This is a genomic window from Myxococcus sp. CA033 (genome assembly GCF_013336625.1).
Lineage (GTDB): Bacteria > Myxococcota > Myxococcia > Myxococcales > Myxococcaceae > Myxococcus > Myxococcus llanfairpwllgwyngyllgogerychwyrndrobwllllantysiliogogogochensis.
Map to the genome: position 1 here is coordinate 150,291 of NZ_JABUMU010000024.1, position 25,941 is coordinate 176,231.

Consider the following 25,941-nt stretch of genomic DNA (forward strand, 5'->3'; position numbering starts at 1 on the left):
CCACACCGGGCCCGTCCAACAGTCCGCCGGGCCCACGATTCCGTCACTTCGCTGCCTGCGGGAGTGCCGCGGGCTGTCCGCGGATGGCCTGCAGCGTGGTCTCATTCACCTGGACCTGCGCCTTGTCCCGCAGTTCCTTCTCGAAGGCGTCCTGCGCCTCCGTGCGCTTCTGCTCCATCAACTTCGCTTCCACCCACTGACGCGCCTCGGCGAAGTCCCGCTTCCGCGCGGGCTTGCGCTCCAGCACCTTGAACAGGTGGTAGCCGTACTCGGTGGACACCACGTCCGAAACCTGCCCGACCCCGAGCTTGAATACCACTTCGTCGAAGGCGGGCGGCATCTGTCCTCGGGGGAAGAACCCCAGGTCGCCCCCCACCTTGGCGTCCGCGCTCAGCGAGTACCTGCGCGCCAGGTCCGAGAACTTCTTGCCCGACTTGAGCTGCGTCTGGAGCCGCCGGGCCTCGTCCAGGCCCTTCACCACGATTTGCGCGGCGTGCACCTGCTCGCTCTCGTTCAGCTCGGCCTCGTGCGCCGCGTAGTACGCGCGCAGCTCCTCCTCCGTCACCCCCACGCGGGCGTAGACGTGGCTGGCGAAGAGCTTTTCGATGGTCAGCCGGCTGGCCTCGCGCGCGCGCAGCTCCGACATGGACAGCTGGCCCTGGGCGAGCACCTCGTTGAAGTTGCCCGCCGGGTAGTCGCCCGACAGCCGCAGCACGCCCCGGTCCACCTCTTCCGGGGTGACGGTGACGTTGTTCTTCCGCGCCGCCTGGAGCAGCAGCATCCGGTGGATGTACGTGTCCAGCAGCGTGCGCTTGAAGGGCTCGATTTCCTCCGGCGTGCGCTGGGAGGCCTCCGTGGAGGCCAGCTCCCGGCCCAGCTCCTGCTCGAAGTCCACGCGGGAGAGGACCTCGCCATTCACGGTGGCCACCACCGTGTCGTCGGGCGTCAGTTTGACGGGCGTGTTGCACCCCTGACTCAGCGCCAGGGCGAGCACCAGGGACAGCAGGGGAGCGCGGGTGGGAGAAAGACGCATGCGCGGAGTCCTGGGGGAAGGGTGGGGGCGACTCCCAAAGGTGGGGATGGCCCCCCAAGCTGGCAAGCGGGCCCTCATGGCGCGGGCACCGTGCCCGGCAGCGGGCTCGACGGCTTGCGCATGGGGGCCTGGACGTCCACTGGCACCCGGGCCAGCGCGTCCGTGTCGACCGACAGCGACAACTGCTTCTCCACGCGCGCCAGGTACTCGCCCCACGCGCGGGTGCGCTTCTCGCCTTCCAGGCGCACGCGCAACTCCTCGCGCACGTCGTCCAGCGAGAGGTCCAGCGCGGGCCTGCGCGCGCGCAGCTTGAGCACGTGGAGCCCCGTGTCGGTCCGCACCACACCGCTCAGCTCGCCCTCGGTCTTCAGGGCGCGAGCGGCCTGGGCGACCTCGGCTCCGTACTCGCGCGCGAGCGCCTCGTCGGAGAGAAAGCGCATGTCGCCATCCAGCGGCGCGGTGCGCGGCTCCTGGCTGTGCTCGCGCGCCAGCTTCCCGAAGCCCCCGAAGTCCTCCGCCGGAAGCGCCTTCGCCTGGGCGAGCAGGGCCTGTGCCTCACCCTTCGCGGCGCTCTCCCGGGCGGCATCGGCCCGCGGCGCGGCGAGGAAGACATGGGACAGGCGCAGGGCCTCCGGGCGCACGAAGTCGTCCTTGCGCGCGGCATAGGCTTCCGCCAGCTCCGCGTCGGTGACAGTCACTCGCGCCTCTTCCAGTCGCGAGCGCATCAGCCGGCCCACCAGCGCGCGCCGCGTGGCCTCCACCACCTCGGGGTCGTCCTGGAGTCCCTGGGCGAGCGCGTCGCGCACCAGCAAATCAAACCGGGCCAGCGACTCCACGTACTCACGCCGGGCGCGGGGCTCCACGTAGCGCTCGCGCAGCGCGGGGCTCATCTCCAGGAAGCGCTCGGTCAGCTCCTCCGCCGTCACGGCATCGCCGCTCCAGCGCGCCACCGCCCGTCCGTCCGTCCGTCGCGTGTGGCGCAGGTCCATCACCGCCTGCCCGGCGGGCACCTCGCCCGGGGCCTTCCCGCACGCGGCGGGCGCCAGCAGGGCGAGGGTGAGGAGGCGGGGGGACAGACTCATGGGGAGGGGCTTCCGGGTAGCACGCCAAGGGGGCCCGGACAACCCGGAGTCCCGTCGCCTGTGTGCCGTCTCACGGCCGGGTGGCGTGCGCGGAGAGGAACGCCTCCACCAGGGGGAAGATTTCGTCCGGTGCCCGGCGGCCCAGCACCAGGTCGGCATGCCCGTAGTCCGCGCCGAAGCCGTGCCCTCGCCCGGCCACGAGGAACTTCACCGGGCCCCCCAGCGCCTCCTTCGCCCGCGCCACCGACATGGGCGGGGCCAGGAGGTCCTTGCTGCCCGCCAGGAGCAGGACGGGAATCTTCACCCCCGCCAGGGACTCGCGGTAGTCGAAGCCCCCGTCGTACGTGGTGAAGCGGTTGGTGGAAATCCAGCGGGCGAACTGGCGGCCCACGCCGCCGGAGATGTTGGCCGGCACGTTGGCCAGCGCGCGCCGCACGACCTCCGGCTCCATGTTCTCCGCCAGCATCATGTACCGGCTCAGCGGGCCCGGCGGCGCGCCCAGCAGCGCGATGCTGGTGACTCGGCCGGTGGGGATGACCTTCAGCCGCAAGAGCGGCTCCACGCGCTGGATGAAGGTGCGAAGCCCCGGTTGCACCGCGAAGGTGAAGGGGCTGCCCAGAATCGCCGCGGCCCGCACCGGGGCCTGCGGGTTCTTGGCCAGGTGGGCGTACAGCGTGAGGCCACCCTTGGAATGCCCCACCCAGAGCACTTCCTTCGCCCCCGTGGACACCACGGTGCGCAGGGCGGTGCGCACGTCGTGCTCCGCCTGGTCGTCGAAGTTGAAGTCCGAGCAGTCGCCCGCCAGCCCCCGCCCGCGCAGCTCCAGCACCCACGTCTCGAAGCCCGCCCGCGCCAGGTAGCGCGCCATGCTGTAGTGCTCGTCGAAGTCCAGGTGGAAGCGGTTGGCGCCCAGCCCGTGGCAGAGGATGACGGGCTCCGCGTACCGGCGCTCTCCCCGAGCGTGGTAGCGCCCCATGGCGATGGCCGCGCCGTCGTCCGTGGGCACCCGGTACAGCTCGTCCGGGCGGAACGTCAGCGTCAGCAACCCCTCTTTTCCCCGGCTCATCGTCCGCGAGAAGAGGTCCGCCATCCGCCCCAGCCGCGCCACCTGTCTCCGTGTCACCCCCCCACTCTAAGCCGGTCCGCCGCCCGTTGCCGTGTCCATTGCTGGGTGGTCATCCCTGCCGGCAGGGCCGTTGCAAGGAGATGTAGGTATAACGGTCCGGAGGAAACTGGATGCGGCAAAACAGGGCAATCAAGGAAGCGTTGTCGTCCTTCATCGCCACCGTTTTTCCCACAGACACCCTCCTGCGTGCCCTGAGAGTGATGGAGCGGCACCAGGTGCAGCTGTTGGGCGTGGTGGGGGAAGGGGGAGGCTTGCTGGGGCTGGTGAGTGAGGCGCACATCCTCGCGGCCTGGGGAGATCCGCTGGCGCCCGTGTCGGAGGTCATGGCGCGGGTAGGGCTGCCGGGCGGAAGGAGGCGACTGTCCCTGCGCCTGCCGCGCTTCTGCCTGCGGCGTGGGGGGCGGATGCGTCCGGCGACCTGATGCGGCGGGCAGGCCGTGGGAGCGGTACAATGCCGCCCCCCGTGCCGGACGACCTTCCCCGCTGGACTGTCTACATGCTGCGTTGCCGAGACGGCTCGCTCTACACTGGCGCCACCAATGACCTGGAACGGCGCGTGGCCACTCACGGACGCGGACGCGGCGCGGCCTACACCCGGGCGCGATTGCCCGTCACCCTCGTCTGGAGCGAGGCCGCCGAGGACCGCGGCGCCGCCCTGCGACGGGAGGCCGCCATCAAACGCCTCACCCGGGGCGACAAGCTGCTGCTCGTGTCCGCCGCTCGGCCCCCGCGACGCCGCGGACGCTGAGCCGGTTCCCTCGTCATACCGGCGTGCGGGGATGACCGTTGGTGGGCGACCCTTCGCGCCGCCATCTGTCATCATCCTGGAATCCGGGTCTTTTGTGTCGGGTCCCTCGATACCCGAACGCGGTGTCGCGCGTTACCGTGGGACCATTCTTCACAGGGGGCAGTCCATGCTTCGGTCGCTTTCAGGAGTCTTCGCCGCACTGGTCATCTTGGCCCTGGGGTGTGGCCGGGTGGTCAACCATCCACCGGATGTCAGTGCGGGGCCGATTCCGAGCCCGAAGACGGTGGAGCCCGGGGGCGTCGTGCAGCTCGTGTTCGAGGTGCAGGACCCCGATGGTGACGAGATGGAGTACGTCTGGACGCAGAACCCCGCGGAGCCCGCGGGTCACTTCAGCGACTCCCACTCGCGCACCCCGACCTGGACGGCTCCGGAGGGCGTGAAGGAGCCGACGCACTTCCTGCTGCAGGTCAACGTGATGGACAGCGGGGGCGGCGGCGTGCTGGGCACGACGCCTTCCGTGCTGGTGCGCGTGCCGTAGTCGGCCGGGCAGGGCCCCTCAGGGCGCGGTCTGGGACGGTGCGGCCGGAGGCGGCGTCTGGGCCTCCTGCTCGCGGGCCTTCCGGTTGCCGCGGAGGGTGAAGAGGATGCCCAGCGCCAGGAAGGCGGCGGCGCCGATGCCGGCGCCAATGGTCTGCCAGGTGAGCAGGTCCGAGCTGACGTTGCGGACCACCTGGGGCAGGTTGCACATCGTCTGGGTCGCCAGGGGCGTCTCGTTGTACCAGCCGATGAAGTGGGGACCGGCCCAGGACGCGACGAGGATGCCCAGCAGGGTACCCGCGAGGACGAAGTTGAGCAGTGTCTTGGCGGCGTTCATGCGCAATCACCTCGGCAGGGGGACGACAGGCCGTGCTTAGTATGTGCACGACGCCCTGGCCAGGGGTGGAACGTGTTAAGGGGAGGGCGTGCCGCTGCTCCCGCTCGCCATCCTGTCCAGTCTCGTCGCCCTGGTGTGCGCCGCCTTCCTCATCGTCCATGCCTTCCGCCGCAGCGTGGGCACGGGAGTGATGGTGCTGCTCATCCCCTGTTACGCGTTCTTCTACGCGTTCAGCCAGTTCGAGCACCGGCACAAGGGGCTCATCGTCGCGGGCTTCGTGTCCTGCACGGTGCTGTCGGCCGTGTTCCTGGGCCTGGGCTCGCACGCCCTGACGGCGCTGACGGCGCGCGTTCCTCCGCCGGGCTTCTGAGGCGTCGCTTCGCCGTGCGCTCGCCCGACGCCAGGGTGTCGTGGTGATGGTGGAGAGCACGGCCGCCCTGTGCGCGCGCCACGCGGAGGTCTCCGCGGTGGCCACCTGTACGCGCTGCGGAAGCTTCCTGTGCGGGGAGTGCCTGGAGCTCTTCGGCGAGTCCGCCTTCTGCGAGCCGTGTGTGTCGTTGCGGCGCAAGGACGGGCCCGCGTCGCGCGCGGCCTGGGGCGCGCTGGGGCTCGGGGTGCTGGGACTGTTGGTCTTGCCGTGTACCCTGGCGATGCCGCTGCCGCCGCTGGTGGCGGGCGTGGGCAGCGTGGTGCTGGGGATGCGGGAGGCGGGGCGCATCCGCAGGGGGGAGAGCCCCGCGAAGGGACAGGTTCCCGCGCGGGTCGCGTCCGTGCTCGGCTGGGTGACCCTGGGGTTGCTGTCCGCGTGGCTGCTGTTCTGGGGCTGGCTGTACTTCGCGGCGCCTGGCGTCTGACGCGGGCTTCAGACGCCGCGCGCGTTCGGCTCCCAGAGGTACTTGTGCATCTGGAGCTGGAAGCGGACGGAGAGCCGGTCCTCGATGGTCCACTCCGCCAGCTCGCGCGGGTGGAGCTTTTCGAACACGGTGGAGAACAGCAGCGCGAAGGGCTTCTCGGCCAGCCGGTGCTCGGCGATGAGGGCCTTGGACCAGTCGTAGTCCTCGCGCGAGCCGATGACGAACTTCAGCTCGTCGTTCGCGTTCATCGACGCGAAGTTGCGCAAATCATTGCGCGCGGCCTCGCCCGAGGACGGTGTCTTCATGTCGACGATTTTGTGCACGGCCGGAGGCACCAGCCGCACGTCGATGGCGCCGCTGGTCTCCAGCAGCACCGTGAAACCCTCGTCGAGCAGCGACTGCATCAGCGGGTAGACGCCGGGCTGGAGCAGGGGCTCGCCGCCGGTGATTTCCACGCGCGGGGTGCGCAGCGCCTTGATTTCCTCGATGACGTCCGCGTTCTTCCGACGCGCGCCGCCGTGGAAGGAGAACTCGCTGTCGCAGTAGGTGCAGCGCAGGTGACAGCCGGTGAGGCGGATGAAGGCGCACAGCAGGCCGGCGTGCGAGGACTCGCCCTGGAGAGAGAGGTAGATCTCCTTCACCACCACGGAGTCAGCGGTGGGAACGAGGCGGGGCTCGATGTGGGGACGCGCGGCGGGCATGGCTTCTTCGTGAGGCGAAGGGAGCGGCGCTTCAACCCCAGTCAGCCCGGGAGGTCAAGCCGTCACCCCAATCCGGAGCCAACGCCCCGGGAGCGGCCCGGGATTCCCGGACCCTGGACCTCGCTGCGGGAAGCGGCCCGGGCGAGGCGAAGTCCGTGGAATCTGGAGCACTTGCGGCCTTCCGGGCTCAGGAGCCGCCCGTCCCCTGGGCCCGTGGGGCGTGTCCTTCTTCCTCCGAAGCCGTGGCCGGGCGGTGGTGGTGCACGGGGCAGGTCTTGGGGAAGGTGCCGAGCTGCTCGACGACGTGGCCCTTCGGGTAGGTGCGCACGCTGGAGTTCTCGCGGCCGAACCTGGGCACCTCTCGCGGAGGCAGGGCGTAGCGCACGAACTTCCCGCGCAGCTTGAGCGCGGTGCGGAACACCTTCCGGGTGAGCGCGGAGGGGCGCGCGTAGTGGAACGCGTCCAGCAGCGCGTCCTCCATCAACGTGCGAGCGAACAGCTTCACGAGCTTCTTGGGCGCCAGGTGGGACGGAGGGAAGGTGGTGAGCAGCTCCAGCGTGGAGTCGGCCACCGCCTGGCTGCGCGCATCGAAGGCGAAGTGCTTCGCCTCATAGCCGTCCATGAGCGCGACGAAGTCCGCGTGGGTCTCCGGAATGTCCCGGATGCCCATGTGGCGGCCCACCGCGCGGTAATAGTGGGTCCACGCCTCCGCCTCGTGCGGAGTGAAGGGCCGCCAGCCGAACTCGCCCACCCAGCGCACGGGGGTCACCACGAAGGTGGAGAGCACGTAGCGCATGTCCTCGTTGGAGATGTCATAGGCGCCGTGCATCTGGTTCATCCGGCGGAAGGCGCTGTGGCCCGTGGGGCTGGCGATGCCGTGCTCGAGGATGGCGTCGAGGATGAGCACGGTGTCGTCGTAGCGCTTCTGGGTGCGCTCGGTGAACTCCCCCGTCTCGTGCAGCAGTATCCCGATGCTCGGCACCGCGTAGGTGCGGAACAGCGCGAAGCTGAGCGCCTGGGTGATGTCCCAGGGGAACTCCTGGGTGGCGAGGATGCGAACGATGTCCTCGTGCTGCGTCCGGGCATCGAGGCCGTCTGTGCGGTCCCGCAGTGCGAAGCGATTCATCCAGGTCCCTCCCGCGAAGGAAGAAGGGACGCTAGCCGATGGCGCCAGGGCCTGCTTATTGGCACCCCCGGTCGCTGTCAGCCTCTGTGCGTCGGGCCCTTCACGCGCTCGATGAAGGCGTCGATGAGGTGCCGGGCGATGCTCAGGCGCGGCGGGACGCGGGGCAGCTCGTCGGGGTGGAACCAGTGGGCCTCGGCGATCTCCTTGCCGTCCACCTGGATGTCGCCCCCCGCGTACTCGGCGGTGAAGCCCACCATGAGCGAGCGCCCGAAGGGCCAGGGCTGCGAGCCGAAGTAGCGGATGTTCTTCACCTCGATGTTGACCTCTTCCTTCACCTCGCGCGCGACGCACTCCTCCAGCGACTCACCCGCGTCCACGAAGCCCGCGAGCGTGCTGAACATGGGCTCCGGCAGGGTGGAGTTGCGCGCGAGCAACATGGTGTCGCCCTTGGTGACGAGCACAATCATCGCGGGGGAGATGCGCGGGTAGAAGGGCGTGTTGTCCACCGTGCAGCGGCGGGCGCGCTCACCGGAGACCAGCTGCGTGGGCTGGCCACAGCGCCCGCAGAAGCGGTGCTGGATGTCCCACTCGGCGATGGCGAGCGCGCGGCCGGCGACGGCGAAGTGCACCTCGTCCAGTCGCTTGTAGAGCGAGCGCGCGGGCACGAGGGTGGTGCCCTCCGGCGGCGCGAAGTCCCGAGGCAGGGGCGCGGCGTAGCAGTCCACTCCGTCCAGCACGCCCAGGTAGTGGGCCGCCGAGGCGAACTCAGGGAGCGTGGAGCCGGTGGGCAGGCTGATGGCGCCCTCCCGCTCGATGATGAGCAGCTCCATGCCGCGCGAGAGGAAGAGCAGGGCGCTGTCGCGCGGTCGGCTGGGGGGCTCGTGGCTGGGGAGGAAGGAAGGGCTGGGGCTCACGTGGCCACCTTAATGGCCCGCGACGGGCGACGCAGGCTTCGTTGTCACCCAGGCGCCCGGGGGGAGGGGCGGAGCGCACCCGTGGCGCGTCACGGGTGAACGGTGGCGCGGCCACGGTGCGGGTGACGAACTGGCGACGGGACTAGGTGTCCTTCTGGATGAGCTCCACGCGGTAGCCGTCCGGGTCCTCGACGAAGGCGATGACGGTGGTGCCGTGCTTCATCGGCCCGGGCTCACGCACCACCTTGCCACCCGCCTGTCGAATCGCGTCGCACGTCGCGCGGATGTCCGGCACGCCCAGCGCCACGTGGCCATAGGCCGTGCCCAGCTCGTACTTCTCCACGCCCCAGTTGTGCGTCAGCTCCAGCGCGGGGTGGGTGTCCTCGGGGCCAAAGCCCACGAAGGCCAGGGTGAACTTCCCGTCGGGATAGTCGTGGCGGCGCAGCAGCTTCATTCCGATGACCCGCGTGTAGAAGTCGAGCGACTTCTCCAGGTCCCCAACGCGCAACATGGTGTGCAGGATTCGCATGCGCGCTTCATAACCCCGGGAGCGCCGCGCGTCTCGGCGCGCTGTCGGCTCCCGGACTACGGGTTCACGGAAGACTCATTGGCCCGGACGTTCCGTGGAACGGTGAACGTCCCCACGTACACGCGGCCCTCGGACACCTGTGCTCCGCCCGTGCCGAGCACATCGACGCGGGACTGGTCGCCGCCCGCGTGCCACAGGCCCACCAGCACGTTCCACGTTCCGGGCCGCCAGCCCCGCGTGGAGAGGGAGAAGGCGTCGCGCAGCAGCGTGTCCCGAGGCGCATCCGCGAAGAACCAGGTGCCGCCCAGCACCGGATGGTCCGAGCCCAGGCGCTGGCCCTCCGCCGACACCACGTGCACGAAGATGCCCACCGAGCGGGGCACCGGCCCCGTCGTGCGCCAGTGGAGCACCAGGGGGGTGATGCCTTCCGCGTCCGGCTCCGCGGGCACCTCCGCCGCCACCAGCTCCACGGGCACGTCGAAGCGCGCGTTCACCGGCCGCGCCGCGGGGGGCAGCGCCGCCACCGTCAACGGCGAGCCATCCGCGTTGCGCGGGTCCGGCTTCGCCACGGGCTCAGGCCACGCCATCGCGAGCACACCCCACACGGCGAGGGGCACGGCGGACACGCCCAGCGCTCCGGGCCACGGCAGCCGATGACCGCGCCGCTCGCGCCACATGAGGAAGGCGAGCCCGGCCCACGCGAGCGCCGACACGAGCGTGCCTCCGAGTCCCGAGCGGGGCAGGAAGCTCAGCACCACCTGCTGATGGCCTTGCGGCACGCGCACGCCGAGCAGCCCGTCACGCGAGATGACCTCGCCCTGTGACGACTTCCAGCCCGGGTGCCAGTTCTGGTTGACGAGCAGCACGGTGGGCCGCGTCGCGTCCACGTCGATGGACACGCGGTTGGGCGTCCACTCCACGCGCTTCGCGGTGCCCGCGCCGGGCTCCTCCAGGTACTCCTCCTGGCTCAAGTCTCCGCGCAGCTTGGAGGACATGGGCACGGGCCACGCCTCGCCACAGGCGATGGAGCCCCGGTTGAGCGCGAGCAGGTGTCCTTGCGACCAGCGATTGCCGCGCGCCTGGGCGAAGGGCTGCTCACGCTCGGCGGGCATCGCCGTCATCTGCGCCCAGCGCGAGAGGTTGTCGAAGGCGCGAAGCTGCAAGCCCCAGCTGGAGATGGCCACGGCGCACGCGGCCACGGCGGCCCAGGTCCACCGGGAGGGCGCGCGCCACGTGCGCGAGAGCAGCGCGGCGAGTCCCAGCGCGGCCAGCTCCGCGAGGAAGAAGCAGGTGGGGACGAGGAAGCGCTCGGGGTAGCGGAACGTCTCGAAGATGGGGAGCGTGCGCAGGCCCGCGAACAGCGAGGGCGTGGCCGAGTAGCCCGCCGCCATCCACGCGCACAGGCCCGCCATGACGGCGGGGTAGAGCGCGCGGCGTCGGGCGAGGGCGAGGGCGGGCAGCGCGAGCAGGAGGGCCGCGGGCGCGAAGTAGAAGTTGCCCGGGTCGCTGTAGCCTGCGCGCGCGGGGAGCTGGAGCAGCGTCTTCGTCAGCGGCACGAGCGCGTTGCCCGGCGTGCCCGCCATGACGCGCGGCGAGGAGCGCATCGTCTCGATGAGCGGCCAGAGCCGGAAGGCACATGCGGCCAGGGTGAAGCAGGCGGTGATGCCCAGGGCCCACAGCGCCTCGCGCCGTCGAGGCATGCCGCGCATCCCGTACAGCGTGCGTCCGGTCTCCAGCGCGACGAAGAGGGCGCCCATGGGCACCGGGTAGGTGCCACCGAAGCTGAGCAGCAGCGCGAAGACGCCGCCCACGAGCGCGACGCCAGACAGCTTCCCCTCCGCGACGCGACGCGTGCCCACGAGCAGCCACGGCAGCAGGAGGAAGCCCGCGAAGTTGAGCCAGCCGATGGACCAGGACAGGGCGGTGAAGCCCATCAACCCGAAGAGGGGCGCGGCGCCCAGTGCGCCTGTCGCGGCGCCCACGCGCCGTCGGGCGTAGTGGAAGAAGCCCTCCATGCCGAGCACGAGGAAGACCCACAGCAGAATCGGCTCCGCGCGGCGCGGGCCCACGAGGGAGGACAGCACCACGGTGGGCGCGAAGACGCGCGTCTGCGGACTGCCCAGGGCGTACTGGCCACCGCAGGACCAGGGGTTCCACAGCGGCAGTTGTCCGTAGTGCGTCACGCTGCGCGTGCCCGCGTCCTCGTACGAGTCGAGCAGGTGCGAGTCGCGGAAATCGTTCATCCCTCCGGCGAGCGACAGGGAATGCCAGCACGCGGCGAGCGCGAGGACGCCGAAGAGGGCCAGGCGCACGCTCGTGAGCGAGGCGGCGCGGTGGGCGGCGCGGAGCAGTCCGTGGGAGGAGGTCGTCATTCGGGAGGGAGCGCGCCGATGCGCGAGAAGACGGGGGACGCGCCGGGCATCAAGGGACGCGAGCAGAAGGAGTCAGGCACGGAGCGGCGGCGACCTCGCGGGAAGACGACGGGGCCGGGCCTCGGGCCTCGGCGAAGGGTCGTGGCGAGCGCGGGCCGACGGTGGCCTCGCGAAGCGAGGGTGGAGTTCGTGCCGGGCATCAGTCGTAGAACGGACGGGGCTTGCACGGGCTGGCGGAGGCCTTGCGCGGCGGGAGGATGGGGGCCGCCGAGCGCAGCTCGGTGTCGATGGCGTCGAACACGTCCGTCACCGGCACGTCGCGCCTGCGCGCCTCGCTCATCACCCAGCCTCGCTCCGATGCGCCGAAGTCGTCGTCCTGGGACCAGTGGTCTCCGGGGAACGAGTGCATCGAGCGCCGACGCCAGTGGGGCTCCGCCTCCGCGGCGGCCCGGCCCACGAGGACACGCTCCTCGGCGGACAGTCGCCGCGACGGTGTCCTCACCTCCGAAGTCACCGCCCGCGCCACCGCCACGCCGCCACACAGCGCGAGGGCCATCCAGCCCGAAACCGCCACGCGCCGCCAGCGCGCCTGTGTCGTCGTCATCGTCATGGGACCCACCTGTCTTCCGTGGGTTCCTACTCCAACTTCCCCGGCCGCTTCACCCGTTTCAGCGGGAATGGCGGCGGGCGGAGCACCAGGGCACCGTCCGCCGGGCACCTCGACTCAGGAGCGGTCGTTCTCGTCGGCGTCCGCTTCCAACTCGTACGGGTTCGCCAGCAGCCGGTGCGCGCCCTCCATCATCTCCACGACGATTTGACCGGCGGGCAGCACGCTCTCGATGCGCGCCATGCTGGAGCCGCTGGCGGGCAGCGCCATCTCCTCCAGGTCGCCCTGCGTGTCGGGCGTGGGCACGAAGGCGCTGAAGCGCGGCATCGTGTAGAGCGCGTCGCCACCCGACAGCCCCGGGTACAGCCGCGTGGTGCCAATGGAGTCCGTGGGGTTCGTCGGCGCGCGCGCCTCGCGGCCCGCCCACTCGCGCACCACGCGGTTGCGCAGCACGCGCTGACGCGGCCCGGACCACTCGGGGCCGAAGAGGGTGGTGAAGTCGGAGTCGCGCGCGTCTCCGTCCACCACGCGCTGCTTGTAGCCGGGGTGCGCGTACGCCTCCACGGAGGCCACCATGCGCGTGCCCACCCAGACACCGTCCGCGCCATGGAACAGCGCGCGCGCCGCGCTCAGCCCATCCGCGATGCCACCGGCGGCGAGCAACGGCAACTCACCCACCAGCGCGCGCAGCTCCCGCACCAGCTTCAGCGTGGGCGTGGTGCCCCGGTTGTAACCCGCCGCCTGTCGGCCCTGTGCGATGAGTCCATCCACGCCCAGCGCCAGCGCTTCCTTCGCGAACTCCACCGAACTCGCCTGCACCCAGACCTTCGTCCCCGCGGCCCTCAGGTCCTTCACCCAGTCCGCGGGCGGCAGGGCCCAGTGGAAGGCGACCACCGGTACGCGCTCGGCGATGCACGTGTCGATGTGCTCGCGCGTGGTGAAGTCCCCCGCTCGCGCGCGGTCGAGGATGAAGTCCACGCCGAAGGGGCGCTGCGTGCCGGCGCGGATGGCCTGGATGCGCGAGCGCAAGAAGGGCGCGGGCTCCGGCGCCGAGCCGAGCATGCCGATGCCTCCCGCCTCCGACACGGCGATGACCAGCGGCGGCAGCGCCACGAAGGCCATGCCCGCGCTGACGAAGGGATAGTGCACGCCCAAGTCACGCGTCAGCCGCGTGTGCAGCGTGTTGTCCTCCAGGACGTGGATGGGTGGACGCCGAGGCGCGCGGCCTTCCTCCGACTCGGCTGGCGAGCCCTCGTCATCCAGCTCGCTGTCCCCAGGACCCCCCGAGGGGCCGGCCCGGTGGGAAGGGGGCGCGGCGCGTCCGTCGTTCGTTCCGTTCATCATGTCTCCTCGGTGTCGCTGGCCCGCTGACCTCTCGCGAAAGGTTACCAGCATCCCCTGCCTGTTGAGGTCAGGGGGCAACGGGGCGGTGGTCCGCCCGGGTGCCCGAAGACATTCGGCGGTGTCGAGTGGTGAGCACCCGCCCCGGTCTACGTCGCGAGTGACTTCTTCATGTGTTGGTGGGGAATCCCCACTTCCGTGAACGCTTCCGCATACACGGAATAGCCCAGGCGTTCGTAGAAGGGGACGACCGTCTGCCGGGCATGGAGGTGGACGTGGGTGACGCCGCGTCGCACCAGCTCCGCTTCCAGCGCATGGACCAGTCGAGCACCCAGGCGCTGACCCTGCAGGTGGGGCGACACCGCCATCTGGAAGAGGCGTCCACCGTGCGAGTCCTCGGGGTGGAAGAGGACGCACCCCAGCACGCTGTCACCCTGGTGGGCGACCAGGTGGAGGCTCTGTGCCTCGAAGGGAAACTTCACCGCGTCCCGCGTGTGGCCCAAAGGCTCGCGCAGCACGCGGAAGCGCAGCTCCAGCTCCGCCTCGTAGAGCGCGTGCCCGGGCTGGATGAAGGTGAACTCGAAGTCGGCCTCGCCCATGCGTCAGAACGTTCCCGTGAGCTGGAGGGTGAAGGTGCGTCCGTACTGCGGCACGGGGGCGATGGAATTCTCGTCCGACACGGGAATCTGGTACTCGGAGTCGAGCAGGTTGTGGACGCCGGCGAAGTAGCGCAGCGGGCCATAGTCACCGGAGAGCCCGAAGCCGACGAGCAGCGCCTCACCGCTGTCGGCTCCACCCGGGCCGGTGGGGCGCGCGCTCTGGTAGGTGGCCTGGGTGGCCAGCCGCATGTCGCCGTTGCCCACGGGCATCAGCAGGCGTCCGGAGACCAGGTGCGCGGGTGACGCGGAGGCCACCACGTCCGCCGCGTTGCGCAGCTTCACGTACGAGTAGCTCACGTCCACCAGCAGCCAGCGTCCCGGCTGCCAGTGCACGCCCGCCTCCGCGCCCCACGCCAGCGTGGTGCCGCTGTCATTGACGAAGCGCAGACACGGGGTGCCGCCACATTCGGTGGAGGGGGCGTCGTCGGTGCGCAGCTGCACCAGGCTGGAGATGCGGTTGTGGTAGCCGGCCACCGACAGGCGCAGCTCGTCCGTCAGGTCGTGCGAGTGCTCCAGCTCGAAGGTGGTGATGGTCTCCGGCTCCAGCGAGCCCGGGGGCGCCTGGGTGATGCCGTCCGTGTAGTAGAGCTCGTAGACGTTGGGCGCGCGGAAGGCCTTGCCGGCCACCAGCTTGGTGAGCCCCGCGTCGTAGGGACGGGCGATGAGGGCCAGTCGCGGGGTGATGGGGGTGGTGTCCAGGTCCAGGTACTTGTCCAGACGCAGGCCCGCGGAGAGGCTCAGGCGCGGGTGCAGTCGCCACTCGTCGAGCAGATACGCGGACAAGAGGGTGCGCGACTTCTCATCCAGGGGGGCGTTGCTCGCCGTCTGCCGCACGCTCAGCTGTCCCTGGGCCTCCACGCCGAGCGTGAGTCGGTTGCCCTCGAAGATGCCCACGCGTGCGCGCACCTCGCCGCTGACCCAATCCGCCGCGCCGCCCTCCTTGTTGGAGCCACCGGCGTCCTCCGGATACACGTAGATGCCTTCGTAGCGGCTGATGTCGAACGCGGCGCGCGCGGACAGGCTGAAGCGTTCGGTGAACTCGCGCTCGTAGCGGGCCTCGACGAAGGCGCGCAGGTCCTCCACGGTGTTGCCCTCTGCGCCAGGCACGGTGCCGTAGGGGGCGGTGGGCAGCTCCTTCGAGCGGACGTTGAGCTGTGCCTGGAAGGACACATCGCCCAGACGGGCGCGCATGGAGCCGGTGGCGGCCCGCTCCGCGTCCAGGCCGTTGACGAGCACGTCCGCCAGCGACGGGTCCAGGCGCCGCAAGCGCGTGGTGTCCGCGCCGGAGGCCGTCAGCGCCGAGGCGCTCACCAGGATGGAGCGATTGCCGTCCTCCCACGAGGCGGTGACGTGTCCGCGCGTGGTGTTCAGCGCGCCCACCGCGCCGGTGACTTCCAGGTGGTTGTCCGGGCCCAATGACTCGCGCGGCACCACGTTGATGACGGCGAAGAAGGCGCCGGTGCCGTACAGGGCGCTGCCAGGGCCGCGCACGACTTCGATGCGTTCGACCTCCATCAGGTCCACGTTGAGGTCGTGGGCGGCGTAGCCCTGGCCGGCCCACACGTCGTTCATGGCGTGGCCGTCCCAGAGGATGAGGACGCGGGTGTTGAGGTCTCCCGGGGGCGAGAAGCCGCGCACGCCCAGGTACGTATAGGTCCGGTCGTCGGTGATGTAGAAGCCGCGCACGCCGGAGAGCGCCTCCGCGAGGGTGCGCCAGCCGAACGCGCGCAGCTCCTCCTGGGTGAGCACGGTGGTGGAGGCGGGCGCGTCGTCCACGGCGACCAGGCTCTTGGATGCGGCGCGGACGGGTGGGGGGGCGTAGCGCAGCTCCGCGTGGACCTTCACCTCCTGGTCCGCGACCACGGTCACCTTCTGGCGCAGCGGGCGCACCTCGCGGCTTTCGACCTCCAAGGCGTGCTCACCTTCGGGGAGGGTGACGACGGTGGGGGTGAAGCCCGCGGGCTTGCCGTCCACGCGCACGGTGGCGCCGTCGCGGTTGGCGGTGACGACGAGTCGGCCGGAGGGGCGGTCCTGCACGCGCAGCGCGACGGAGAGCGGGACGCTGCCATCGGCGGGCACGTCCACCACGTACTGGCCGGGGGAGTAGCCGGGGGCGCGCACGTAGAGGATGCGCTGACCGGGAGGCAGGCGGGCGCGACCGGGCAGCTTGGTGATGACGGGGCCGTTGGGGGCGTCGCGCACCTCGGCGCCCTCGGGGGTCCCGGTGAGCTCCACGCCGCCGGTGATGAGGAACAGGTCGAAGGTCTGCTCCGTCTCACGACCGCGCGCCACGGTGACGGTGGCCTCGGTGGGACGGTAGCCCTCCTTCTTCACCATGATTTTGTGGCGGCCTGGTGACAGCGCGAGCGTCTGCGGAGAGCGGCCCCGGCTGCCCAGGTCCATGCGGTCCACGTAGACGTCCGCGCCCTTGGGGACGGTGGTGACCTTGACGAGCGCCACCTTGGGGCGAAGCCGGTCCAACGAGCGCGACACCTCCGAGGCGTCCTCCGTGGGCAGGTCCTCGGTGAGCAGGTCGTTGTAGTAGCGGTACGCCTCGTTGAACTTGCCCAGCGCCTCGAAGCAGCGGGCGATGTTGAAGAGCACGTTGCGGTTGGGCACCAGCCGGTAGCTGGTGAAATAGGAGCGCAGGGCTTCGGTGTACTGGCCCTTGGCGTAGGCGTCGTTTCCCAGCTCGAAGGCGATGTCCGCCTCGTCGGCGTTGTTGTCCGCGTACGCGGGCACGGACAGGAGCAGGAGCGATAGGACGAGAAGGCCAGAGCGAGAAGGAAGCATGGGGCGGTGACATTCTTCCTTCTATGGAATGGCAGGTCCATGGGGGCCTTTGGGTGGGCCGCCGAATGTCAGACCTCCTGAGTAGGAAGGAGTGGACACGCGGTATGGGGTGGGGTTCCACTTTGGGGAGGTGGCGGGGATGTTGGAGGGGTGGGAAGTCAGAGGGGAGAGGAGCGAGGGAATGGGTGAGGGACCGAAGCGGCCGGCGACGTATGAGGACCTGGTCGCACTGCCGGAGAACATGGTCGGGCAGATAATCGACGGGGAGCTCATCGCCATGCCTCGGCCGGCGAGCCCGCATGCGAGAGCGAATTCTCGCTTGGGTGGCGAACTCTACGGACCCTTCGAGCGGGGCCGGGGAGGTCCTGGGGGCTGGCTCTTCCTGGATGAGCCAGAGCTTCACTTCGGCCAGGACGTGTTGGTGCCGGACCTGGCGGGCTGGCGTCGGGAGCGGATGCCGGAGATGCCGAACGCGCCGTACTTCACCCTGGCGCCGGATTGGGTCTGCGAGGTGCTCTCTCCGTCCACGGCGTCGTTGGACAGGGTGAAGAAGAAGCGCATCTACGCCCGAGAAGGCGTGCGCCATGTCTGGCTGGTGGACCCGAAGGAGCGGACGCTGGAGGTGTTTCGCCTGGAGGGCCGTCGCTGGGTGGAGCTGGGCACGTACGGAGGGGATGAGCGCGTGCGTGCCGAGCCCTTCGAGGCGGTGGAGCTGGAGCTGGGCATCTTGTGGCTGCCGGAGTCGACGCCGAAGACGCCCTGAGGCTCAGTGCATGACGCGCTTGCTGGAGGTGTCCACGGCCTGTGCCGCTGGGTGCTGGCGCATGAGGAGGTCGCCCACCGTCTGGAGCACCTGGGTGGTGGCGCCCTCGGGGTCCCTGAAGAAGTGGGGCGTCCAGAGTCGGACGAGCTTCCAACCCTGGCCCTCCAGCACGGCGGTGCGGAAGAGGTCCCACTCCACACGGTCGGCGGCCTTGGGGTAGCGCGTGCCGTCGCAGAGCAGGCCCACGGTGACCTCGCCCGGGACGGTGGGGTGATGCAGGGCCACGTCCACGCAGAAGCCGTCGTTGCCCCAGTTCACGTCGGAGGAGATGAGGTGCCGCCGCGCGAGGTGCGACGCCAGTGCGCGGGCGAAGGTGGAGCCCGCGTCGGTCTCCCGCTCGCGCACGACGAGCTCTCGTGGGGTGGAGGGCTCGGACGTGGGCAGGGCGTCTTCGCGAGAGTCCTCCGCGTGGGCGTGGGCGATGGCTTCCGCGAACTGGAGATAGGCGAAGAGCAGCCAGCCTCCGTTGGGCTGACGGCCGGTCTCCACGGGGGGCAGGGCCGTATAGGCGTCGCGTGGAATCGAGGTGACCAGGTGCACCTGCTGGCGGGCGCGGGTGACGAGCACGTTGAGGCGCCGTCCTCCGCCCGCGCTGCCGAGCGGGCCGAAGCGTCTGTAGAAGCGGCCCTGTCGGTCAGGGCCGTAGGTGGTGCTGATGATGAGGTGGTCTCGCTCGTCGCCCTGGACGTTTTCGAGGTTCTTGACGAAGAGGCCCTCGAAGGAGCCGGCGCCTCGGCGGGTGCGCGCGGTGGCGAGCCGGGCCGCGAAGGTGGCGTCCTCCGCCGCCAGCTCGTCGAGGACGTCGGTGATGGCGTCGCGCTGTGAGAGGTTGAAGCAGGCGATGCCGACGGAGGGAGGTTCAGCGCGTGCGAGCAGTTCCTTCACGAGCTGGCCCACGGCGCGGGCCTCGGTGTGGTTCACCCGCTTCTCGTAGGTGCCACCCACGGGCAGCAGTCGCAGGGGCGCGTGGGGTGCGCGGTGCGAGGGATGCGCGGGGATGGCCTGGAGGCGCTTGTCGTAGAAGTGCTCGTTGCTGAAGGCGATGAGGTCCGCGTTCTGCGAGCGGTAGTGGACGTCGAGGTAGCACTGGTCGATGTCCAGGTTGAGGGCGGCGGAGAGCAGGTCTTCCACCTCGGACTGCTGGTCCTCGAAGAGGCCCTGCTCCGTTTCGGCCTCGGTGTCCTGGCTCTGCACCACGGCGGACTCGAAGAAGCGCGTGGGAGGAAGCTGCTTCGGGTCTCCGGCGATGACGACGCGCTTTGCACGGGTGAGGACGGGCAGGGCTTCCTCGAGTCGGCACTGGGAGGACTCGTCGAAGATGACGACGTCGAAGATGGGTTGGCGCGGGAAGATTTGCGCCACCGTCTGCGGGCTGGCCATCCACACGGGGCGGGCGTCGAAGAGCGGGTCTCCTCCTTCGAGTGTCAGGCCAGTGGCGATGACCTGGCGTACGCGCATGGCGCGCTCGCCTCGGAGCATCAGCCGCCGGCGCAGCTCCGCGCCCTGGCCGTTGAGTCTTCCTCCCGTGGTCGCGAGCAGACGCTCCCGTTGGCGCTGCGTCCATCGGTGGAGGATGGCGTCGCGAACCAGACCGCGCTTCTTCTCCTCGAGGACGCGGTAGCGGGCCTGGGTGGCCTGGGTGCGCTCGGCGTCGACATGCTGGAGGGCGGGGTCATCGCGCAGGCGTGAGGAGACTTCCGCCGCGAGCGTGGCCTTGAGCACGGCCGTCCAGCCGGAGTCCGCGTCCACGCCCTGGCGCGCCAGGGATTCCACGGCGGGCTCCAGCGTGGGCGGCATGCCGGACAGCAGCGAGCGCATGCGCAGCATTCCCTCCACGGTGGACAGACGGGCCTGGAACGCGGAGGCGATGGGGGACAGTTGGGCACCGGCGCGCAGCTCGCGCGAGCGGGTGGAGAGCCACGGAGCGCGGAGGAGTCCGGTCTCGGCGAGTCGCTTCTCCAGCTTCACCACCGCCGCGCCTCGTGCCGGGGACTGACGGAGGCCCGTGAGCAGCGATTCGCGCGCGGCGGCATCTCCCGTCAGGGCCCGGCGCACGGCGTCGCGGCACGAGGAGAGCAGGGGTGTGCTGTCCAGCGTGCCCAGTACATCGAAGAGGGCGCTGTGCGTGCGCAGGTCCCGAGACAGCAGCTCATCGGGAAGGCTCGCGGAGGTGGAGCGGGAGATGCCCACGGCGGCGGAGCCCGGCTTCACGCTGGAGTGGGCGAGGCCCACGGCGGAGGAACTCGGAGCAATGGAAGGAGGAGGGAAGCTCGCGGCAGTGGAGCCGCGCGCCATGGTGGGGTGAGAGCCGCTCGCGGTAGCAGCGCCCTGCGCCATGGTGGAGTGAGAGCCGCTCGCGGTAGCAGCGCCCGGCGCGAGGGTGGAGCGGTGGAACTCGCTCAGCAGCGCGCGTGCGCGGGCGCCCGTGAGGAAGCGGCTGACACGCTCAGCGGGGTCGGCACCCAAGGTGAGGCCAAACTGCTGGAGCACCTTGCGAGCGCCTGCCTTCCGCGCAAAGCAGAAGAAGGCGTACCACTTGCTAGCGATGCCCAGGTACGCGCCCAGCGTGGCGAGCGCCGTGGACAGCACGCCCAGGGACTGAGGCTGCTCGCGATGAATCAGCGCGAGCTCCGTGTCGAGAGGCCCCTCGGCGAGCACCTTGACCTGGGGCGCCAGTCCGTCGAGCTGGGTCTTCGCGGTCCGCACCGAGTCCGCGGAAGCCGCGCTCCAGTATGAGAGGACCTCTGGGCTCGCGGCCTCCAGCAGCGGGGCGAGTTGCTCGGCGAAGGTGGCGCGCGCGATGCCCTCGGCTTCGGGCTCCGCTCCAAATGACGGGATGTGCGGGGAGGCGAGAGCGTCCGCGTCGCGGGCCGCGTTGACCGTGGTGCTCAGCCGTTCACGGTAGGTGGCCAGCGGCGTGGCGAGATACGTGGCCAGGTCCACGCCCAGGGCTTCGCGCCAGGGGTTGTCCGGGTAGCCTTCCTTGAGCGCGCGCTCGAGGACCTCGCGGGTCTCTCGCTCGCGCGGAGTCACGTCCGCGAGCCGGGCGGAGGTGAGGGAGGCCGTGGCGGGAGTGAGCTCGGCGGGAGTCTCGAGGGAGAGCCACTGGCCCACCAGCTCGTGGAAGGAGGGCGCGGTGCCGCCCGCGGGGCGCTCGGAGAGGGCACGCTCGGCGGTGGTGAGTTCGTCGTGGAGGGTCTGGAGCTCATCGTCCACGCGGGACAGCTCCTTCGTCACGGCGGCATCTGTCCGTGCTTCGGGCAGAGTGTCGAGCTGCTCGCGGATCCCCATGTAGAGGTCTCGCTGGTCCCTCTGCGCGTCATGCACGACGGCGCACAGGTTCCCCAGCCCCAGGTGGTCCAGACGGTGCTTCACGACGTCGAGCGCGGTGCGCTTGTCACAGACGAACAGCACCCGCTCACCCCGGGCCAGATGGTCACCGATGGCGTTGGCGATGGTCTGCGACTTCCCGGTGCCAGGAGGTCCGTGGATGACGAGCCCCTGGCGGCTGCGCGCCAGTCGCACCGCGCGGGCCTGACAGGGGTCCGCGATGGTGACGAGTCGCTCCTCGGCGGCGAGCTTGAGGCCCTCCAGGTTCCGCTCTCCGCCGCCCGCGTGAGCTGACTGCCCGAGTGACACATCCACGCGCAGGAAGCTCTCCAGCGGTCCGGAGATGGGCTCACCGTCCACGAGGGCGCGCATGTCGTCCACGAGGCTCTGGTTGGACAGCGGGAACAGGCCGAGCACGGCGCAGGGGAGGATGGAGGCTTGCGGGCCGCCGTCCTCGTCCGTGCGAGGCACGGCGGTCAGGAGCGTGTCGGGCGTGAAGGTCGCGGGGGTTGGCAGCTCCAGGGCCTTGGAGACGAGGGCGACCAGCTCGTTGACCTCGCGCCACGGCTCAATGCCATCGTCATCGGCGAAGAGCTCGCCGAAGCGCTGACCTGTCTGCTGTTCGAGCCAGGCGAGGAGCGCGGTGTTGGGTGCGACGCGGTCCACGCCTTCTTCGGCCCCCGCCAGCTCGACGGAGGGCGCGCGTCCCTTTTTCAGGGTGATGCGCACGGGGACGAAGGCGATGGGCGCCAGGATGCGCCGGGTGCCGAAGCCTCGCTTGTCCTTGGCGCTCGGGGGCAGGTGCAGCAGCGGGAAGCCGACGTGGAGGACATGCGCTCCGGTGTCCTGCTCGAAGATGCGGGCATCCTCGACGATGGCGGCGAGCTTGCGTAGCAGGGCCTGTTGTTCCTCTTCCGCGCGAGTCTTCGTGGGGCTCTCGTCCTCTGAGTCCGAATCGGTCGTGAGGTCCGTGGTGTCGCCGGAGGTCGCGAGGTCATCCAGCGAGGTCCCGGTGCGAGACGTGGAGAGGACTTCGGTCCGAAGAGGTGGCGCCTCGTTCAGGTCCATGTCGACCTCCGCCGTGGCTCGAGTCGCCGCGAGGTCGTCCGGAGCCTCGGGGCTCGGGCGCGCGCGCTTCTCGCTCACGGAGGCCTTGGGTCCCGTGCGTGCCGTGACAGGGGATGTCCGGAGCGTGTCCGGAGGCTTCACCGCGAGTCGGGCCGAGGCCTTGTCCCCGAGCAGGGCGGCCAGCACCGCGTGGGGCGGGGTGCCGTCGAGTCGGCTCAGCACGGACAGGTCCAGGCGCTGCCGACTGTGGTGGGGGCGACAGTTGATGCTCGGTCCGGACGCGAGCGCGGCGTACAGCCGCTCGAGCATCTTCTCGAGGACGCGGTTGCGGGACTCGGACGACACGGCGGTACCTCTCTCCAGAGGAGGGAGGTCGCTGTCTACCATGGGGCCCTGAGAGGGGCCTCAGTCCGTCAGTGAGGCGGCGAGCGAGCGGGCGGCGGCCTCCAGTGTTTCGGCCGGGAGATGATCCGCCGGGGCGGCGTCGAACACCGCGCGGCCCCACAGGCGCTGAGGCGTGTCCCGGAAGCGAGGCACCAGGTGCAGGTGGCAGTGGCGCAGCACGTCGCCGATGGCGAACGCATATGCGTGCTCGGCGCCGAGGACCGCGCGTTGGGCGCGCATCACCCGCGCGGCGAACGCGCCCAGCTCGCGAGCCGTGGCGTCATCCAGCTCGTACCAGGCACGTGCATGGTGCTCGCTGGAGATGACGACCCAGCCAGGAACGGGACTGGGGCCCGCGACGCCATGCAGCACCAACCCCGGGGCTCGGGCCAGGATGCCGCCCACGGGACGGTGCTCGCCGCGAGCAATGGCACAGCCGAGACACGGTTCATTCACATCCACCATGGAGCCACCGTAGCAGTCGGTTTTCGCCGGGGAAGCCGCGTGCGGAGGCGCATCGCACCAGGGCGGGTCGCATGGGACCCGCTGAAAAGTAAGAGAATGGGAGGGGTGTGATGTGATCCCCGGGGGTGAGGTGTCTCGGTTGTGGGAGGGGTGCGAGTGCGACTGTCGCCTGCTTGACGTGAAGGGGCCGGGTCGGAGAGTGTCCGCCCCACGCTCTTGGGGGCGTGAGAGCTCAAGCAAATCTTTTCAAGGTGGGGATGATGAAGAAGCATCTGGTCATGGCCGTGGTGCCGTTCTTGGCGCTGGGGTGCGGTGATGATTTCAAGGATGAGAACGGGGATGGCATCGCCGACGGCATTCGTGAGCCGGACAGTGTGACGGTGGTGACGCCCGCGACGCCGAAGGGGACGGTGTCGGGCCAGGTGTTGAGCACGGACCTGAAGCCGCTGTCCGAGGCCTCGGTGGAAATCACCATCGGCAGCTCGGCGGATCCGCTCGCGGGGACGACCGATGCGAAGGGCAACTTCGAGTTCAAGGACGTCCCGGCCGGCTCCCAGGTGCTGCTGACGTTCACCAAGGCGGGCTATGCCACGCTGCGCGCGAGCTCGACGATTCCCTCGTCGGCCGGCAACGTGCCCATCAACAACGCCAACGTGAGCTTTGGTCCCGTGACGCTGACGCGGCTGGACGGCTCGCTGCGCTTCCTGCTGGTGACGCCGCAGGGCCGTCCCGCGGCAAACGTACGCGCGACGCTCGAGGCCTCGCCCGCGGGCACCACCATCCTGTCGAACACCGACAACACCACGCGCGTGATGAGCACGGTGGTCGTGGAGGCGACGTCCGACGACCAGGGCGTGCTGAACTTCCAGGGCATCCCGACCGCGCAGGAACTGGCGCGCTATTCCACCCCCGGCCAGCTCGGCACGTACAAGCTGTGGGTGTCCGCGGTGGACTCCAACAGCGACGGCGTGCCGGAGACCAACGGCTACGTGGACTCCTACTCGGCCTCCAGCGTGGTGGCCTCTGGCACCACGCGGCTCATCACCCTGCCGTATTCGCAGGTAAGCAACCTCCCGCTGAACGTCGAGGGCAGCAACGTGGCGATGCTGCGGGGTGCCTCGGATTCGCATCCGCTGCGCAACATGGTGCGGCCGGGCGAGCCCATCTACCTGTACTTCAACCAGCCCGTGCAGCAGAGCTCCCTGTTGGTGCGCCTGACAGACGAGTACGCCAAGGAGTCGCTGCCCGTCACGGTGGCCCTGGGCAATGGTGGTTATACCGCCACCATCACTCCGGGTAACGGGGTGGTGCAGACGGGCAAGGAGTACAACCTGGACCTGCGCGCTGTCTCCGCGGAGAACGGGGACCTCTACTCGACCAGGGGCTTCTTCTTCGGTGGCGAGCCCGGGTCCGTCTCACCGGTGACCATCGCGGAGGCGCGCTACCAGGAGACAGTCGTTCCTCCCAACCTTCAGCAACTCAACGATGGCGAGCGGGTGTACATCACCTTCAGCTCCCCTATTTGGTCCCCGTTCGAAAGCGGGATTGAGCGCGCCGAGGTTTTCTTTGCCAACGACATCGACTTGAATGGCGATTCGAGGGCAGGCACTGCGCTTGGTGAGCTGGGTTACCCCGATGGCTTCCCGCTGATCAGGGATGAGCCCGTCGGACCCTACGCGACGCGCACGGATCGGCCTGAGTTGCCTGTCTTTGGCATTAACTTCTCAGGATACAGCACGCGTTACTCATTCATCTACACGGGTGTGCCGGCGTTCTCGCCTGGAGCCGTAAGGCTCGTGGTCGCGTTCTCGGCGCTGGGTGGCCGAGGCCTCACCGGTAACTATGAGAGCATTTGGGGGCAGCCCATCACCGCCGACCTGACGGTGAACGGCCTCGCGATTCAGCCCGCTCCTGTCACTCCGTAGTTCCCGGCACGGCGAAGCCGCGCTGACGCTGCTTCGTTGAATGATGACCGCGCCTCCGTGAGCTTGCTCACGGAGGCGTTGTTGTTTCTGAGGGGCGCGCACCAAGAGCGAGTGTGGAGATTCGCGAGCAGTTGCTGAGCGGCTGGCTCTGAATCTCATGGAGTAGACGTGGGTCCGCTTGACGAGATACCAGTGACTGCTCGGCTCTTCCCAACAGTGACCCCGGCCCCTATGTCCCAAGGGCGAGCGATGGTGACATCGCACTGGAACAGGGATTGCCTTCTCTGTGAGTCATGCATCCATTCCCGCAACGTGCAGTGATTGTCTGTCTGGGGCTCCTGATGGGGGCCTGTATCGACGTCCCAGAAATCCAGCAGGTGGTCGAGGAACCTGATGGGGGTCCCGACACGTCACCAGATGCTTCGACGCCCGACGCGGGTGAGCCATCCGTGCTGGTGCGGCTTGTTTTATCGCGGCACGTGACGAACGGCCCTGTCGACGTCAGGGCCGAACTGAGTGGACCCACCCCAGAGCGGGTGGAGTTGCTGGTCAATGGCAGATCCGTTGAGACGCTGCTCCCGCCATACGAGATGTCGTGGGATACCCAGGCGCTTGAGGAGCGGCGGCACGAACTGCGAGTGAAGGCAACCCTGGGAGGGTTTACCTGAGTGAGCCGCAGCAGTTCACTGTCGACCGGTCGCCTCCGACAGGGCTCTCGCTCGGTCCCCCATCAGGGGCTCGTTTCGTCCCTGTGGGGTGGGGTGAGCCGCTTCAGTGGCTCTCCTGCACTTTGTGTGGACCGTAGGTTCAGACGGTGAGCAGCACTCGACGACGCAGTAGGTCGAAGTTGGCGCGGCCATACATCTGACGCTTGAGGGGCTTGAGCTTCGTGATTTGGCCCTCGGCCCGGGCGTTGCTCCAGGGAGAGGTCAGGGCGGCCCGGACGGCATCGCCGTCCTGTTCGAAGCCCTCCGCAATGGTTTCCACCGTGCGTACCCCGCACGCACGAGCTTCGCCCAACCACGCTTCGAAGCGCCTACAGGACCGCGTTGGCCTTGCACTTGCGTGTACCGGAGCATGGTGAGCACCGATTCCGGTCCATGCTGAGCACCGATTCCGGCCCGAGGTGAGCACCCGTTCCGGGCATGGTGAGCACCCGTTCCGGGCATGGTGAGCACCCGTTCCGG

24 protein-coding genes are annotated in these 25,941 nt (G+C 69.7%); 8 read left to right on the forward strand and 16 right to left on the reverse strand.

Translation table 11 applies throughout. The features are described from left to right. Nucleotides 1-43: 43 nt before the first annotated feature. The 3 genes from HUA78_RS37055 to HUA78_RS37065 all read right to left on the reverse strand — a co-directional run bounded on the left by HUA78_RS37055 (nt 44) and on the right by HUA78_RS37065 (nt 3,205). Complete coding sequence (locus tag HUA78_RS37055) at nt 44-1,033, reverse strand: peptidyl-prolyl cis-trans isomerase (RefSeq protein WP_141648236.1); 990 nt, start codon at nt 1,031-1,033, stop codon at nt 44-46. 74 nt (nt 1,034-1,107) lie between these two features. Continuing rightward, a complete protein-coding gene (locus HUA78_RS37060; RefSeq protein WP_174456956.1) occupies nt 1,108-2,115 on the reverse strand; it encodes a peptidyl-prolyl cis-trans isomerase in 1,008 nt (335 codons plus the stop codon). A gap of 70 nt (nt 2,116-2,185) precedes the next feature. Beyond that, nucleotides 2,186-3,205, reverse strand: a complete 1,020-nt coding sequence (locus HUA78_RS37065) for an alpha/beta fold hydrolase (protein ID WP_141648244.1) — start codon at nt 3,203-3,205, stop codon at nt 2,186-2,188. A gap of 146 nt (nt 3,206-3,351) precedes the next feature. Between HUA78_RS37065 and HUA78_RS37070 the strand changes: the two genes are divergently transcribed. From HUA78_RS37070 to HUA78_RS37080, 3 genes are all read left to right on the forward strand, one after another. Further along, complete coding sequence (locus tag HUA78_RS37070; RefSeq protein ID WP_141648234.1) at nt 3,352-3,663, forward strand: CBS domain-containing protein; 312 nt, start codon at nt 3,352-3,354, stop codon at nt 3,661-3,663. A 29-nt stretch (nt 3,664-3,692) separates the two neighbouring features. Further along, nucleotides 3,693-3,989: a GIY-YIG nuclease family protein gene (locus HUA78_RS37075; RefSeq protein ID WP_141648233.1), complete on the forward strand. Its 297-nt coding sequence runs from the start codon at nt 3,693-3,695 to the stop codon at nt 3,987-3,989. Between the two features lie 166 nt (nt 3,990-4,155). After that, on the forward strand, nt 4,156-4,527 hold the full coding sequence (locus tag HUA78_RS37080; protein ID WP_174456955.1) for a hypothetical protein: 372 nt from the start codon (nt 4,156-4,158) through the stop codon (nt 4,525-4,527). 18 nt (nt 4,528-4,545) lie between these two features. Here HUA78_RS37080 and HUA78_RS37085 read toward each other — a convergent pair whose 3' ends face one another. Further along, nucleotides 4,546-4,863 (reverse strand): hypothetical protein, encoded by a 318-nt coding sequence (locus tag HUA78_RS37085; RefSeq protein ID WP_141648232.1) that lies wholly within the window; start codon nt 4,861-4,863, stop codon nt 4,546-4,548. Between the two features lie 88 nt (nt 4,864-4,951). Here HUA78_RS37085 and HUA78_RS37090 point away from each other — a divergent pair, with 88 nt between their 5' ends. Then, nucleotides 4,952-5,233 (forward strand): hypothetical protein, encoded by a 282-nt coding sequence (locus HUA78_RS37090; RefSeq protein WP_141648231.1) that lies wholly within the window; start codon nt 4,952-4,954, stop codon nt 5,231-5,233. Nucleotides 5,234-5,279: 46 nt separating this feature from the next. Beyond that, nucleotides 5,280-5,717 carry a hypothetical protein gene (locus tag HUA78_RS37095; RefSeq protein ID WP_174478340.1) on the forward strand — a complete coding sequence of 146 codons (438 nt, stop codon included), beginning with the start codon at nt 5,280-5,282 and terminating at the stop codon, nt 5,715-5,717. An 8-nt stretch (nt 5,718-5,725) separates the two neighbouring features. Here HUA78_RS37095 and HUA78_RS37100 read toward each other — a convergent pair whose 3' ends face one another. From HUA78_RS37100 to HUA78_RS37140, 9 genes are all read right to left on the reverse strand, one after another. Continuing rightward, the gene (locus HUA78_RS37100) at nt 5,726-6,418 is read right to left on the reverse strand and encodes a radical SAM protein (RefSeq protein ID WP_141648668.1); all 693 of its coding nucleotides are present in this window, start codon (nt 6,416-6,418) and stop codon (nt 5,726-5,728) included. A gap of 187 nt (nt 6,419-6,605) precedes the next feature. After that, on the reverse strand, nt 6,606-7,544 hold the full coding sequence (locus HUA78_RS37105; RefSeq protein ID WP_174478341.1) for an oxygenase MpaB family protein: 939 nt from the start codon (nt 7,542-7,544) through the stop codon (nt 6,606-6,608). A 77-nt stretch (nt 7,545-7,621) separates the two neighbouring features. Next, nucleotides 7,622-8,458, reverse strand: coding sequence for an NAD(+) diphosphatase (nudC, locus tag HUA78_RS37110; protein ID WP_174478342.1), 837 nt, complete (start codon nt 8,456-8,458; stop codon nt 7,622-7,624). Nucleotides 8,459-8,600: 142 nt separating this feature from the next. Continuing rightward, nucleotides 8,601-8,987, reverse strand: a complete 387-nt coding sequence (gene gloA, locus HUA78_RS37115; RefSeq protein WP_141648671.1) for a lactoylglutathione lyase — start codon at nt 8,985-8,987, stop codon at nt 8,601-8,603. Nucleotides 8,988-9,043: 56 nt separating this feature from the next. Further along, entirely contained in the window at nt 9,044-11,359 is a 2,316-nt protein-coding gene (locus HUA78_RS37120) for a hypothetical protein (RefSeq protein WP_174478343.1), read from the reverse strand. 199 nt (nt 11,360-11,558) lie between these two features. Further along, nucleotides 11,559-11,969, reverse strand: coding sequence for a hypothetical protein (locus HUA78_RS37125; RefSeq protein ID WP_174456952.1), 411 nt, complete (start codon nt 11,967-11,969; stop codon nt 11,559-11,561). A 114-nt stretch (nt 11,970-12,083) separates the two neighbouring features. Further along, nucleotides 12,084-13,307: a nitronate monooxygenase gene (locus tag HUA78_RS37130; RefSeq protein WP_174478348.1), complete on the reverse strand. Its 1,224-nt coding sequence runs from the start codon at nt 13,305-13,307 to the stop codon at nt 12,084-12,086. Nucleotides 13,308-13,456: 149 nt separating this feature from the next. Then, nucleotides 13,457-13,906: a GNAT family N-acetyltransferase gene (locus tag HUA78_RS37135; protein ID WP_174468028.1), complete on the reverse strand. Its 450-nt coding sequence runs from the start codon at nt 13,904-13,906 to the stop codon at nt 13,457-13,459. A gap of 3 nt (nt 13,907-13,909) precedes the next feature. Then, nucleotides 13,910-16,759, reverse strand: a complete 2,850-nt coding sequence (locus tag HUA78_RS37140) for a TonB-dependent receptor domain-containing protein (protein ID WP_174460056.1) — start codon at nt 16,757-16,759, stop codon at nt 13,910-13,912. A gap of 181 nt (nt 16,760-16,940) precedes the next feature. On the opposite strand from HUA78_RS37140, the gene HUA78_RS37145 reads away from it, so the two are divergent. Further along, the gene (locus HUA78_RS37145) at nt 16,941-17,522 is read left to right on the forward strand and encodes a Uma2 family endonuclease (protein WP_174478344.1); all 582 of its coding nucleotides are present in this window, start codon (nt 16,941-16,943) and stop codon (nt 17,520-17,522) included. 3 nt (nt 17,523-17,525) lie between these two features. Here the strand turns inward: HUA78_RS37145 and HUA78_RS37150 are convergent, their stop codons facing one another. Further along, nucleotides 17,526-22,325 carry an AAA domain-containing protein gene (locus tag HUA78_RS37150; protein WP_174478345.1) on the reverse strand — a complete coding sequence of 1,600 codons (4,800 nt, stop codon included), beginning with the start codon at nt 22,323-22,325 and terminating at the stop codon, nt 17,526-17,528. Nucleotides 22,326-22,385: 60 nt separating this feature from the next. Then, entirely contained in the window at nt 22,386-22,829 is a 444-nt protein-coding gene (locus HUA78_RS37155) for an HIT family protein (RefSeq protein ID WP_174456948.1), read from the reverse strand. 257 nt (nt 22,830-23,086) lie between these two features. On the opposite strand from HUA78_RS37155, the gene HUA78_RS37160 reads away from it, so the two are divergent. Both HUA78_RS37160 and HUA78_RS37165 read left to right on the forward strand, forming a co-directional pair. After that, nucleotides 23,087-24,754 carry a carboxypeptidase-like regulatory domain-containing protein gene (locus HUA78_RS37160; protein WP_141646729.1) on the forward strand — a complete coding sequence of 556 codons (1,668 nt, stop codon included), beginning with the start codon at nt 23,087-23,089 and terminating at the stop codon, nt 24,752-24,754. 293 nt (nt 24,755-25,047) lie between these two features. Beyond that, the gene (locus tag HUA78_RS37165; RefSeq protein ID WP_174478346.1) at nt 25,048-25,422 is read left to right on the forward strand and encodes an Ig-like domain-containing protein; all 375 of its coding nucleotides are present in this window, start codon (nt 25,048-25,050) and stop codon (nt 25,420-25,422) included. A gap of 139 nt (nt 25,423-25,561) precedes the next feature. Here HUA78_RS37165 and HUA78_RS37170 read toward each other — a convergent pair. Then, nucleotides 25,562-25,941, reverse strand: a 380-nt coding sequence (locus HUA78_RS37170) for a transposase (protein ID WP_371745750.1), incomplete at its 5' end; no start/stop codon positions are given.